Origin of the sequence: Pararhodobacter sp. SW119 (genome assembly GCF_017811755.1) — a bacterium.
Lineage (GTDB): Bacteria > Pseudomonadota > Alphaproteobacteria > Rhodobacterales > Rhodobacteraceae > Pararhodobacter.
In genome coordinates this window covers 183970-196928 of the sequence record NZ_JADDJF010000003.1, presented here as the reverse complement: position 1 = coordinate 196928, position 12959 = coordinate 183970, and the positions used below count along the sequence as shown (strand labels likewise).

12 protein-coding genes and 1 other RNA gene are annotated in these 12959 nt (G+C 67.8%); 4 read left to right on the top strand and 9 right to left on the bottom strand.

Features of this window, described 5'->3' with window-relative positions; genetic code table 11:
* Positions 1 to 649: 649 nt before the first annotated feature.
* The 7 genes from IM708_RS03950 to IM708_RS03920 form a co-directional block, all read right to left on the bottom strand.
* Complete coding sequence (locus IM708_RS03950; protein WP_209425008.1) at positions 650 to 1609, bottom strand: acetamidase/formamidase family protein; 960 nt, start codon at positions 1607 to 1609, stop codon at positions 650 to 652.
* A 206-nt stretch (positions 1610 to 1815) separates the two neighbouring features.
* Positions 1816 to 3381 (bottom strand): cisplatin damage response ATP-dependent DNA ligase, encoded by a 1566-nt coding sequence (locus IM708_RS03945; protein ID WP_209425007.1) that lies wholly within the window; start codon positions 3379 to 3381, stop codon positions 1816 to 1818.
* 10 nt (positions 3382 to 3391) lie between these two features.
* Positions 3392 to 4393 carry a ligase-associated DNA damage response exonuclease gene (locus tag IM708_RS03940; protein ID WP_209425006.1) on the bottom strand — a complete coding sequence of 334 codons (1002 nt, stop codon included), beginning with the start codon at positions 4391 to 4393 and terminating at the stop codon, positions 3392 to 3394.
* Between the two features lie 65 nt (positions 4394 to 4458).
* A complete protein-coding gene (locus tag IM708_RS03935; protein WP_209425005.1) occupies positions 4459 to 6648 on the bottom strand; it encodes an RNA degradosome polyphosphate kinase in 2190 nt (729 codons plus the stop codon).
* Positions 6649 to 6694: 46 nt separating this feature from the next.
* Positions 6695 to 7393, bottom strand: coding sequence for a DnaA/Hda family protein (locus tag IM708_RS03930; protein ID WP_209425004.1), 699 nt, complete (start codon positions 7391 to 7393; stop codon positions 6695 to 6697).
* Positions 7377 to 8507, bottom strand: a complete 1131-nt coding sequence (locus tag IM708_RS03925) for an AI-2E family transporter (protein ID WP_209425003.1) — start codon at positions 8505 to 8507, stop codon at positions 7377 to 7379. Before IM708_RS03925 ends, IM708_RS03930 begins: the two co-directional genes overlap by 17 nt.
* Positions 8508 to 8511: 4 nt before the next feature.
* On the bottom strand, positions 8512 to 8835 hold the full coding sequence (locus IM708_RS03920) for a 2Fe-2S iron-sulfur cluster-binding protein (RefSeq protein WP_209425002.1): 324 nt from the start codon (positions 8833 to 8835) through the stop codon (positions 8512 to 8514).
* A gap of 148 nt (positions 8836 to 8983) precedes the next feature.
* On the opposite strand from IM708_RS03920, the gene IM708_RS03915 reads away from it, so the two are divergent.
* The 4 genes from IM708_RS03915 to rpmG all read left to right on the top strand — a co-directional run bounded on the left by IM708_RS03915 (position 8984) and on the right by rpmG (position 10763).
* Positions 8984 to 9580 carry a riboflavin synthase gene (locus IM708_RS03915; protein ID WP_209425001.1) on the top strand — a complete coding sequence of 199 codons (597 nt, stop codon included), beginning with the start codon at positions 8984 to 8986 and terminating at the stop codon, positions 9578 to 9580.
* 61 nt (positions 9581 to 9641) lie between these two features.
* Positions 9642 to 10040: RNase P RNA component class A (rnpB, locus tag IM708_RS03910), an RNA gene on the top strand.
* A 45-nt stretch (positions 10041 to 10085) separates the two neighbouring features.
* Complete coding sequence (locus IM708_RS03905; RefSeq protein ID WP_209425000.1) at positions 10086 to 10517, top strand: GFA family protein; 432 nt, start codon at positions 10086 to 10088, stop codon at positions 10515 to 10517.
* Between the two features lie 78 nt (positions 10518 to 10595).
* Positions 10596 to 10763, top strand: a complete 168-nt coding sequence (rpmG, locus tag IM708_RS03900) for a 50S ribosomal protein L33 (protein ID WP_209424999.1) — start codon at positions 10596 to 10598, stop codon at positions 10761 to 10763.
* A 241-nt stretch (positions 10764 to 11004) separates the two neighbouring features.
* Here rpmG and IM708_RS03895 read toward each other — a convergent pair whose 3' ends face one another.
* Complete coding sequence (locus IM708_RS03895; RefSeq protein WP_209424998.1) at positions 11005 to 11787, bottom strand: Bax inhibitor-1/YccA family protein; 783 nt, start codon at positions 11785 to 11787, stop codon at positions 11005 to 11007.
* 170 nt (positions 11788 to 11957) lie between these two features.
* Complete coding sequence (locus tag IM708_RS03890; protein WP_209424997.1) at positions 11958 to 12878, bottom strand: LysR family transcriptional regulator; 921 nt, start codon at positions 12876 to 12878, stop codon at positions 11958 to 11960.
* Between the last annotated feature and the right edge of the window lie 81 nt (positions 12879 to 12959).

Sequence of the window (12959 nt, the reverse complement as noted above, 5' to 3'; positions counted from 1 at the left end):
TGCTTTCAGACCGACGATGCCCGCTTCCGGGACTGGCACTACCGCAAGGACCCGACGCATGTCGTGTTCTACCGCGAGGCGACCTTGCACCATGTCGCACGGGACTGGGGCTGGACCTGCGAGGTGCCGCAGAAGGACGTCGCGCTCCTGCGCAGGCCCTGAAATCCGGGGTGTCCAAATTTGGACGTTTTGACAAGCCCATGTTCTGAAAAGGAAAAAGTGCCGCCGTTAACCACAATGAAACTTCTGCCGCGACCCCCGAAAAAGCGGGCCCGCTCAGGATCGGGACACGGCCGCGATACCGCTGACGGGCTTTGCCGAAAGGCCCGGCAGGACGCCGCCCTTTGGCGGGCACGCACGGGAAAAGGACACCAAAACCCCTTCTGACCCACCAGATATGGTATGCCGGGTCGTCCCAACCGCAAAACGACCCGAAAAACGTGCAAAAGTCTGGGGGCAAAAAGCGTCGATTCTTTTCATCTGACGCGATTTTCCGTTCCTATTTTTCACATCGAGCGCATTTCATGCAAGCCACCGACGATTCTTTCGCGTCAGAAGCCAATTGTGCGCGCGCGCACGCCCCCGCGCAGCTCGCATCTCTCTCCGCAAATGCCTGCGAACCGGGCGCTTGGCGTTCGCCGTCGCGCGCTCACTCGAAAACGCAGCGCGGGAAGTAGAAGGACACGACCCAGTTGGGCTGATCGACGATTTCCGAGATTCGCAGGTCGCCGCAGGTCGAGACCAGCATGTAGGCATCCACCGCGTTCATCTGCCGCACCGCGCAGAGATGGTCGATCATCCCCGAGACCGCATCGCGCGCCGCCGACATCAGGTCGGGGCCGATGCCGGTGGTCACCTCGTAGCCTTTCGCATCCAGATGCGTCGTGACCGGGCCGGGCGTGGTGAAGCGCGGGAACTTTAGCTTGGCGTCCTTCACCAGATCGAGGGTCAGCACCACGTCCATCGGGCTCTCGATGGCGGTGCCGCAGACCTCGCCGTCGCCCTGCGCGGCATGGGTGTCGCCGACGCTGAACAGCGCGCCCGCCACCTCGACCGGCAAATAGAGAGTCGTGCCCGCGGCCAGGTCGCGGATGTCCATGTTGCCGCCCACCCGCCGCGGCGGCACGATCGAATGCAGGCCGGGTTCGGCCGGGGCGTTGCCGATGGTGCCGGCAAAGGGTTTCAGCGGCACGCGGCCGTCCCGACCGTAAAGCGCGGGCGCCATGCTGTCGGGGTCGTATTTCCAGACCTGCAGCGCGGCCTCGGTGAACTGGTCGGCCAGAAGCCCGAAGCCCGGGATGTTCGCCGTCCAGCCGAAACCGGCGCCGTTGCGCCGCTGCGGCTTGAAGCTGTCGATGGTGATCTTCAGCGCGTCGCCGGGCTGCGCCCCCTCGACATATATCGGGCCCGACACCGGGTTGATCTTGCCGAAATCCAGCGCGACGACATCCGCGACTGTCGACTCCGGCCCCAGTTGCCCAGCCGAACTGTCCTGGCAGTGAAAGAGGATCGTCGCGCCGGGGTCCACCCGCTGCGCGGGTTCCAGCGCGTTGTCCCAGCCGAAATGGTACTGGGCGCCGTGGATCGTGTAGTCACAGTTCTTGCACATGGTTTCCTACCTGTTGGCTTGGCGTTCAGGCCCGTTTCGCAGGTCCGTTTCCGCCGCAGGTCGGGCAGACAGCAGCGACCTTGCGGTTGGGGCGCCCGCGGCAGACGCATCCTGCATACCCCAACGCGACCCGCGCGGTCCGTCAAGCCGTTTCCGGCACCGCTAGTGCCCCGGCCCCGCCCCGAAGCCGAGCGACGAAGTTCCGGTCACGACACCGCAAGCAGCCCCCGCAACGCGTCGAGCGTATCGGCCTCGCTGGCCGGCTTGTCCCAGCGGATGCGGCGAATGCGCGGAAAGCGCATCGCCAGTCCCGCCTTGTGCCGGGTCGACAGGTTGAGGCCTTCGAACGCGACCTCCAGCACGAGCGTCGGCGCGACCTGCCGGACCGGGCCGAAACGGTCGGTGGTGTTGGCGCGCACGAAGCGGTCAAGCTCGCGCAGTTCGGCATCGGTGAAGCCGAAGTAGGCCTTGCCGACCGGCACAAGCTGATCCTGGTCCCAGACCCCGAAGGTGAAGTCCGAATGATAGCCCGACCGCTTGCCGTGGCCGCGCTGCGCATAAAGCAGGACCGCGTCGACGACCATCGGCTCGCGCTTCCACTTGAACCAGGGGCCTTTCGGGCGGCCGGCGCGATAGGGGCTTTCCCGACGCTTCAGCATCACCCCCTCGATCACCGGATCGGGCGGCGCGGCGCGCAGCAGATCGAGCGCGGCCCAGTCGTGGAAATCCACCTCGGGCGAGAGGTCCACGCGCTCGGCCGGCAATCGGGTCACCGCCTCCTGCAGGCGCGCGCGCCGGGTGTGCAGCGGCTCGGGGCGCAGATCGGCGCCCCCCCAGACCAGCAGATCATAGGCGCGCAGCATCGCCGGGTGGCTGGCCAGAAGCGCGCGGCCGACCGACTTGCGATTGAGCCGCTTCTGCAACTCTCCGAAAGGGGCGACGGCGGTGTCGCGACGCACCAGCAACTCGCCATCGATCACGCCCTCGAATTCCAGCGCGGCCACCAGATCGGGAAAAGCGGCCGAGATATCCTCGCCCCGCCGGGTATAGAGGCGGCGCGTGCCGCCTTCGGCCACGGCCTGCACGCGCACCCCGTCCCATTTCCATTCGGCCAGGAAGTCCGCGGGATCGAGCGGCGCCAGCGCGTCGGCATCGGTCGGCGTGGCCAGCATCACCGGGCGGAAGGGCGCCGCCATCCGCGACTGCGGCTTCGGGCCGCCCTGCAGCCAGGCGAAGAGGTCGACATAGGGCGGCGCAAGCCCGTGCCAGACCTCGCCGATGGCGTCGGCCTCGATGTCATGGCGTTGGGCCAGCGCGGTTTGCGCAAGGCGCGCCGAAACGCCGACGCGCAGCGCCCCCGTCCCGAGCTTGAGGAGCGCATAACGCTCCGACGGGCCGAGGCGGTCGAGCCAGCCGGCAATGAGCCCAGGCAGATCGGATGTGCCGGTTTTCGCCAGCGTCTCGATCACCTCGGACAGGCGCAGCGCGTCGCTTTCCCGGGGGCCCGGCCAGATCAGCGCGATGGTTTCGGCCAGATCGCCGACGAAATCGTACGAAAGCCGGAAAAGCTCGGCATCCACGCGTTCCTCGACCATGCCGCGCAGGAGCGAGGGGGTCAGCATCCGCAGTTTCAGATCGCCGGTCAGCGCGGCCAATGCCCAGCCGCGGTCGGGGTCGGGCGTGCGGTCCAGGTAGTCGGCGATCAGGCGCAGCTTGGCGTTGCGCGACGGCGTGAAGGCGAGGCGCTCCAGCAGGGCGGCGAAGGGGGTCATGGCGCGCGGGTCATTCGGGTTCGTCCTCGTAGCCGACCAGGCGCAGCGGGCGGGCGGCGATGCCTGACAGGTCGCACCAGCGCACCAGTGCCTCCTCGCGGCCGTGGGTGACCCAGACCTCGGCGGCGCCGGTGTCGCGGATCGTCTGCGTCAGTTCCGGCCAGTCGGCATGGTCCGAGATGACCAGCGGCAGTTCGACCCCGCGCTGGCGCGCCCGCGCCCGCACCGTCATCCAGCCCGACGCCTGCGCGATGACCGGGTCGCGAAACCGCTGCACCCAGGTCGCCGCGAAGGCCGAGGGCGGCGCGATCACCACCTGGCCCTCCGGCGCGCGGCCGCGTTCGACCGTGGCGGGGCGCAACTCGCCCAGGTCGATCCCCTGGTCGGCGTGATAGGCGCAAAGCTTCGCCAACGCACCGTGGATCAGGATGGGCGCGTCGTAGCCGGCCTGGCGCAACAGCGCGATCACCCGTTGCGCCTTGCCCAGGGCGTAGGCGCCGATCAGATGCGGCCGGTCGGGAAAGGCCGCCATCGAGGCGAGGAGTTTCGCCACCTCGGCCTGTGGCGGCGGGTGGCGGAAGACCGGCAGGCCGAAGGTCGCCTCGGTCACGAAGAGGTCGCAGGCGACGGGCTCGAACGGCGCGCAGGCGGGATTGGGATGGCGGGCGTAGTCGCCGGAGACCACGACGCGCTGGCCGGCGCGCGCGACCGCGATCTGGGCGGAACCCAGCACATGGCCGGCGGGGTGGAAACGGACGGCGACATCGCCGAGGCGGATGTCGCCCTCGGCCGGCTGCGTGGCGCCGGCGAAACCCGCACCGTAGCGGATCGCCATGATGTCGAGCGTCTGGCGCGTGGCGAGGACCGCGCCGTGGCCGGCGCGGGCGTGGTCGGCGTGGCCGTGGGTGATCAGCGCACGCGCGACCGGGCGCACGGGATCAATGTGGAAGTCGCCCGCCGGGCAGTAAAGGCCGGACGGCGTCGGATGCAGAAGCGGCGCGTGCGTGTCCATGCCCCCGATCATAGCGTGGCCCGCGCGCCTGCCCAGCCCGTGGCGGTCGCCGGGCGGCGGGCCGCTCAGTCGGGGCTGTGGGCGAGTTCCGGCACGTCCTGCGCCCCGGCCGAACCGCGCCCGGAAAGCGATGGGTTTTCCATGAAGAAGCGGTGGCAGTTGAACGGCGGGCGATCCGTCATCGCGGCGGTCGCCGAGACGGCGCGGGCATAATTTCCGTTCCCGTCAAGCACCCAGCTTTGCGCCGCGTCGTGCAGGTTCGCGGCCATGATCTGCTCGACGATCTGGCGCTTCACGGTCGGGTTCATGATCTCGACCAGCGTCTCGACCCGCCTGAGCAGGTTGCGCCCCATCCAGTCGGCGGACGATATGAAGACCCGCGCCTGCGGCGACGGCACCCCCTGGCCGGCACCGAAGCAGACGATGCGCGAATGTTCCAGAAACCGCCCGACGATGGATTTGACGCGGATGTTTTCCGACAGGCCCCGAATGCCCGGCCGCAATCCGCAGATGCCGCGGATCACAAGGCTGATCTTCACCCCGGCCTGACCGGCGGCGTAGAGGGCGTCGATCACGTCGGGCTCGATCACCGCGTTCATCTTTGCCCAGATCGCCGCCGGGCGGCCGGCGCGGGCATGCTCGGCCTCGGCCGCGATCAGTTCCAGCAGCCGTTCCTTCTGCGTCAAGGGCGAGATCGCGAGGTTCTCCAGGCGCTCGGGCTCGGCATAACCGGAAAGGTAATTGAAGACCCGGACCGCATCGCGCCCCAGCGCCGGGTCGCAGGTGAAGAGGCTCAGGTCGGTATAGATGCGCGCGGTGATCGGGTGGTAGTTGCCGGTGCCGAAATGGGTGTAGGTGACCAGTCGCTCGCCTTCGCGCCGGACAACGGCGCTGATCTTGGCGTGCGTCTTGTAGTGGATGAAGCCGTAGACCACATGCGCGCCGGCGCGTTCCAGCCGGCGGGACTGGCGGATGTTCGCGGCCTCGTCGAAGCGGGCCTTCAGCTCGACGAAGGCGGTGACCGACTTGCCCGCTTCCGCCGCCTCGCACAGCGCCGCGACGATCGGGCTGTCGCGCGAGGTGCGGTAAAGCGTCTGCTTGATCGCCAGCACGTTCGGATCACGGGCCGCCTGTTCGAGGAAACGCACCACCATGTCGAAGGTCTCGTAGGGGTGGTGAAGCAGCATGTCCTTTTGCCGGATCGCGGCGAAGATGTCGCCGTCGTGGTCCTGCACGCGTTCGGGGACGCGGGGCGTGAAGCTGGGCCATTGCAGGTCGCGCCGGGCGTCCAGGACCAGTTCGGCCAGATCGGCGATGCCCAGCAGGCCGTCGACCTCGATCATCTCGTCCTCGCCGACCTCCAGCTCGTTCATGATCAGCGCGCGCAGTTCCGGCGCGGCTCCGGCGCTCAGCTTCAGGCGCACCACCTCGCCGCGGCGGCGGCGCTTCAGCGCCACCTCGAATTCGCGCACCAGATCCTCGGCCTCTTCCTCGACCTCCATGTCGGAGTCGCGCAGGACGCGGAACTCGGTATGGGTCACGGCCCGGTAGCCGGGAAACAGCGCGGACAACTGGTCCAGCAGCAGCTCTTCCAGTGGCAGGAAGCGATGCGCGACCCCCTCGGTCGGCAGCGGGATGAAGCGCGCGATCTGCTGCGGCACGGGCAGAAGCGCGCTGCGTTTCAGCCCGTCGGCGTTGCGCCCAAGCTTCAGCGCCAGACAGAAGCCCGTGTTCGGGATGAAGGGAAAGGGATGCGCCGGGTCGATCGCCAGCGGCGAGAGCACCGGGAAGACATTCGACAGGAAATAGTCGTCCAGAAAGACGCGATCCGCCTCGGTCAGGCCGCCGCGGTCGAGGATGAAGATCTGCGCCGCTTCCAGTTCGCGGCGCAGCCGTCCCAGCGTCTCCTGCTGGGCGGCCATCAGCTTTCGCGCATCCTCGTTGATCAGCTTCAGCTGCTCCTCGGGCGTCAGCCCGTCCGCGGCGGGCGTGACGTTGCCGGCGCGCTTGAGTTCGCGCAGACCGGCGACGCGGACGGTGTAGAACTCGTCCAGGTTCGCCGCCGAGATCGACAGGAAGCGCACGCGCTCCAGAAGCGGCACGCGCGGGTTCGAGGCTTCTTCCAGGACGCGCCAGTTGAAGGCGATCCACGAAAGCTCGCGATTGAAGAAGCGCGCAGGCGAGGCGGGATCGAAATCCTCCGGCGGATCGACCGGGTCGGGAAAGGCAGCGTTCAGGAAATCGACCTGTGACATGATGCGGTCTTGGCAGAGGAATGCGACCATTCCGTGATGCCGTGCCTCAGCCGTCGTTGTCGAGTCCCCTGGCCAGGATTTCCGCCGCAAGTTGCCGTGAAACGGGCCGTTTCTGCGCCAGTGCCCGCGCATCGAGCGCGGCGACCACCGCCCGCGCCTGCGCCAGCGACCGCTCCATCCGGTTCAGCAGGAAACCGATCAGCGGCGGCGCGACATGGATCTGCCGGTCGCTGAAAAGCTTGACCAGAACCGCCGCCAGCAGCGCGTCGTCCGGCGGCTCCAGCGCGAGATGCGTCGTGGCCGTCAGGCGCGACACCAGGTCCGGCAACGCCAGCCCCCAGTCGCGCACCGGTCGGCGCGCGGTCAGCAGCAGCGCGCCACGCGCGTCCTGCAGGCGGTTGTGCAGATGGAAAAGCGCCTCCTCGCCGTCGGTTCCGGCGACGCGTTCGGCATCGTCCATGACGATCGCCTGGCGCTCCGGACTGGCGAGCAGCGCCGGCAGTTCGGCGGCCAGCGCGCCCGCGTCGACACCGTGCGCCCGGTTCGCGTCGGCCCATATCCGCGCCAGATGCGTCTTTCCCGCCCCCGCCGGCCCGGTGAGGATCAGCTTGCCCTGCGGCAACCCGCCCGGCGCCTCGATCGCGGCCAGCGCCACCCGGTTCGACGGCGCCTCCAGGAAATCCTCGCGGCGCATCGCGTCGAGGCCGGGCAGCCCCAGCGGCAGTTGCTCAGGGCGCGTCGGCATTCGGGTCATCGACGATCACGCGGGAACCCGGCCGGGCGGGGGTCTCGGACGGCCCCGGTCGGGCCACCGGACCGGCATAGAGGTCGCTCTGCTTGTAAAGTCCGATCGCGTGGCGGACCAGCACGGCCAGCGCCGCAGCCAACGGCACCGCGACCAGAAGGCCCAGAAAGCCGAACAGTGATCCGAAGGCCGACAGCGCGGCCAGTATCCAGACCGGGTGCAGGCCGACCGAACGGCCGACGATGCGCGGCGTGATATAGTTGCCCTCGACCGCCTGGCCGGCGACGAAGACCCCCGCGACCAGGAGGATCGAGAACCAGTCGCCCCAGAACTGATAGAGCGCGAGGCCGAAGGCGAGCGCGCCGCCGATGATCGCCCCCAGGTAGGGAATGAACGTCAGGATCCCCGTCAGCACGCCGACGACGACGCCGAATTGCAATCCGGCAAGCGACAGCGCCACGGCGTAATAGACCGCCATGATCAGGCAGACCGAGCCCATGCCGCGCAGGAACCCGCTGACCGCGTCGTCGACCTCGCGTCCGAGCTGGCGGATGGTCGGCGCATGCTCGCGCGGCAGAAGCGCATCGATGCGGCCAAGCATCCGGTGCCAGTCGACCAGCAGATAGAAGGCGACGACCGGGACCACCACGATGAGCATCAGCACCGACAGGATCGACCGCGCCGAGGTCAGCAGGCGTTCGGCCACCTCGCCGCCGCGCGCCTGCAGCCACTCGCCAAGTCCGGCGACCGCGTTCTCCAGCCGCGCGCCTTCGGAAAAGGTCTCGGGCATGTATCGGCCCAATGCTTGCTGCACGCTGTTCAAGACGCCCGGCGCCTCGCGCCAGAGCGCAGCGCCCTGTTCGACAACGACCGGCACGATCAGGACCAGCGCAAGCGCGAAGGCGGCAAGGCTGGCCAGCGCAATCAGCACCGCGGCAAGCACCCGCCCGATCCCCAGCCGCACCAACCTGTCGACCAGCGGGTTGAGAAGATAGGCGAGCGTCGCCCCCAGCACGAAGGGCAGCAGGATATCGCCCAGAAACCACAGCACCAGGACCAGAGCGACAGCCGCAAGGCCCCAGTAGCGCAGTTGCGTGGCGACCGGCAGCGCCACGGGCTCAGATCTGCTTTTCGGGCATCTGCACGACCAGCCCGTCAAGTTCGTCGGAAACCTTGATCTGGCAGGTCAGCCGCGACCGCTCCGGATCCGGCTCGTAGGCGAAGTCGAGCATGTCCTCTTCCATCGGGTCCTTCGGCGGCAGCTTCCCGACCCAGTCCTTGGCGACATAGACATGGCAGGTCGAACAGGCGCAGGCGCCGCCGCAATCGGCCTCGATCCCCGGGATACCGTTGTCGCGCGCGCCCTCCATCACGGTCAGGCCGTTGGCCACCTCGACCTCGTGACGCGTGCCGTTGTGCTCGACATAGGTGATCCGTGCCATCATTGTCCCCGCAGTCCCTTGTTCCGACGTTCCACATAGGCGAGAGCTTGGGCTTTGACCAGTGGCCGGGCGCCGCTACCATAGCCCCGCGAACCGGGGTATGGAGCGCAACGTGAAGGTTGTCCCGGCAAGGGCAGGGGAGAAGCGCATGTTTACCGGAATCATCACCGACATCGGCCGAATCGTGGCAACGAAGAAACGCGGCGACCTGCGGGCGCGCATCGCCACAGGCTACGATACCGACGGGATCGATATCGGCGCGTCGATCGCCTGTGACGGGGTCTGCCTGACGGTTGTGGCGCTGGGCCCCGACTGGTTCGAGGTCGAGATCTCGGCCGAGACGCTGTCGAAGACCAACCTCGACACCTGGGCCGAGGGCGTGCGGATCAACCTCGAGCGCGCGTTGAAGGTCGGCGACGAGTTGGGCGGGCACATCGTTTCCGGCCATGTCGACGGCATGGCCGAGGTCGTCGGGCTGCGCGACGAGGGCGACAGCACGCGGCTGACCTTTCGCGCGCCGCGCGACCTGGCCGGGTTCATCGCGCCAAAGGGATCGGTCGCGCTGAACGGAACCTCGCTGACGGTGAACGAGGTCGAGGGCTGCGAGTTCGGCGTCAACCTGATCCCGCACACCAAGACCGCGACGACCTGGGCGGCGGTGAAACCCGGCGACCGCGTCAACCTGGAGATCGACACCCTGGCCCGCTACGTCGCGCGCCTGCGCGACTGGGCCGGCGCCGCCTAGGTTGCCGGGTCGTCCGGGACGGGATTGACGCGGCGGCGCACCCCCCATATCTGCAGAGGGCGCGGACGGCCGGGCGGCTGCGGGCAGCAATGTCCGAGGAAAGTCCGGACTCCATGAAGCAACGGTGCCGGGTAACGCCCGGCCGGGGCAACCCGAGGGAAAGCGCCACAGAGATCAGACCGCCTTCCGCCCTTCGGGGCGGGCGGCAAGGGTGAAACGGTGGGGTAAGAGCCCACCGCGGGACGGGCAACCGGACCGGCACGGCAAGCCCCACCAGGAGCAATGCCGAATAGGGGCCTCGCGCGGGCGTGATCGGAGCTATCCGATATCCCCGCAGGGACGCTTCAGCCCTGAGGCCCGGGTTGGCAGCTCGAGCCCGTCGGCAACGGCGGGCCCAGATGAATGGTCGCCGCCGGGGGCAACCCCGGAACAGAATCCGGCTTACAGGCCGTCCGCGCAACCGGCCGATCCGCCGGGACGACCCGACCAGAGCAAGGAGCCCGGCATGAACCTGGACATCGCCACCGCCGAGGGCGCCTGCCACTGCGGCGCGGTCCGGTTCCGGGTCCAACTTTCCGAGGGGCTGCATTCGGCCCGGCGCTGCAACTGCTCTTTCTGCCGCATGCGCGGGGCGATCGCGGTTTCGGCGCCGCTGGACGGGTTCACGATCCTGCAAGGGGCCGAGGACCTGACGCTGTATCAATTCAACACGGGCACCGCCGCGCATTACTTCTGCCGCCACTGCGGGATCTACACGCATCACCGCCGCCGGTCCGATCCGAACGAATACGGCGTCAACCTCGCCTGCCTCGACGGGATCAGCCCGTTCGACCTGCCCGAAGTCGCGGTGCTGGACGGCGCGAACCACGAAAAGGACGGCGGCAGCGGCGGTGTGGCCGGGATGCTGCGCTTCGTCGCGGTCGGCAAGGGCGGTTGACTCGGGCGCCGTCTTGCGTAAAAGGCGGCTTTCAGGATTCCACGGGCGGCCCGCCGCTGCCCTGCGCAGGAGAGACCCATGGCGAAACCGACGACGATCAAGATCCGTCTGAACTCGACGGCGGGCACCGGCCACTTCTATGTGACCAGGAAGAACGCCCGCACGATGACCGAGAAATTCTCGATCCGCAAATTCGACCCGGTCGCCCGGAAGCATGTCGAATACAAGGAAGGCAAGATCAAGTAATCGATTCTGCCGACCAACGGAACGCAGGCCGCCCCCGGGGGCGGCCTTTCGCGTTTGACGGCCTTCGTATCTGAAGGATTCCATTTGTGACCGGGGGCGTGGCGGCGGCGGGGCGGGCAGGCCCACCCCGCCGCCGCCACTGGGTCTGTCCCGCCTGCGGCGCGACCAGACCCGGCACCGACTTCCGCGCATGAAAAAAGGGCCGGCGAAACCGCCGGCCCTTTCGCATCTGGAGAACTGCTTATTCCTGCTGGCCGAGGAACATGAGCAGGAACTGGAACATGTTCAGGAAGCTGATGTAGAGCGCCAGCGCGCCGTCATAGGCCGCCTTGTCCAGCCATTCCTGGTCGCCCTGCGCGGCATGGGCGACGTATTCGGTCTTGATCATCTGCGTGTGGAACGCGGTCAGGCCGGCAAAGACCAGCACGCCGATCACCGAGATGGCGAACATCATCGCCGGCGACTGCAGGAAGATGTTGATCACCAGCGCGATGATCACGCCGATCACGCCCATCAGTAGGAACGTGCCCATGCCCGACAGGTCGCGCTTCGTGGTGTAGCCGTAGAGGCTGAGTCCGCCGAAGGCGATGGCGGTGACCATGAAGGTCTGCACGATCGAGTAGCTGGTGAAGACGATGAAGATCGAGCTGAGCGACAGGCCAATGGCGCTGGCGAAGATGAAGAAGCCCAGCTGTACGCCCGCGGCCGAGGCCCGGCGCATCAGCTGCCCCCAGCCGAACAGGATGAAGGCGAGCGGCGCGAACATGATCACCCAGCGCAGCGGCGAGGCGTAGATGGTCATGCCGAGGCCCGTCAGGTAGGTGCCGTTCGGCAACTGCGCGGACGCCGCCGACGGGTCGCTGGTGGTCGCCAGTCCGGCGATCGCCCAGGCGGCCAGCGCCGTGATCACCATGCCGATCGACATGGTGGCGTAGACCTTGTTCATATGGGCGCGAAGCCCGGCATCTATCCGTGCGCCCAGCGCACCGGCTGAGCCTGCGCGCATCGACTGATATTCGGCCATGAATTCCTCCGTTCGATATGGCAAGCCGCGGCGCAAGGCGCTCCGCGATTGCCCACAATATCGAGACTCCGGTCGCGTCTTTCAAGCTAAACCGGCACTTTGCACACAAAGTTTCGGCTCAATTTTCCGCCAACCGCACGCAAGTTACGCGTCTAGGCGCCGCCAGCGGGTCAGGCGGGCACCGGCGGCAGCGGTTCGGCGATGAAGCGGTCGATCTCCTGCTTGAGCCAGGCGCCGAAACAGACGACGTTCGGATTGTCCGCGAACTTCTTCGGGAAGACGTAGAAATAGGCCTCGCGGCATTGCATCGGGCGTTCCACCGCGCGCACCAGCAGCCCGCTGGCGATCTCGCGCCGGACCAGGAACTCGGGCAGCAGCGCCACGCCGATGCCGGCGACCGCCGCCTCGATCACCAGCGCGTAGTATTCGAACTTCGGCCCCACCGTCCCGTTGATCGTGGCAAGCCCCGCGGAGTCGAGCCATTCACGCCAAAGCTGCGGTCGCGTGGTGTGCTGGATCAGGGTCATGTTGGCCAGCGCCGCGGGGTCGGCCAGCGGCGCCGGGCCGATCAGCGAGGGCGCGGCCACCGGCACCACGCTTTCGGGCATCAGGTAGCGCATTTCGGCGCCGGGCCATTCGCCCTCGCCGAAATAGATCGCGGCGTGCGGCCCCTCGCCCTCGAACGAGAAGCGCGAGATCTTCGAGACGAGGTTGATGTCGATCCCCGGATTGTCCTCCAGAAAGCGATTGAGCCGCGGCACCAGCCAGCGCGACCCGAAGGTCGGCAGGCAGGCCAGCACCAGCGTGCCGCCCTTGCGCCCGTGCGTCAGGATGCGGGTCGTCGCCACCTCGATTCCGTTGATCAGCTGGTGCAGGCTTTCGGCGTATTCCTGCGCGGCGAGCGTCGGGATGACGCGCTGCTTCTCGCGGATGAACAGCTTCTGGCCCAGCATCTCCTCCAGATAGCCGATGCGCCGGCTGACCGCGCTTTGCGTCATGTTCAGCTCATGCGCGGCCCGCGTGACCGAGCCGTTTCGCACGACCGATTCGAAGCAGCACATGTCGCGGGTCGAAGGCAGGGTGCGGCGCATCGGTCGGCCTCTGGTCATTCGGATACGGAATGATAGACGCAAGAATTGGCAATGTACAACGCCGCGCGCGCCGGTCCATCA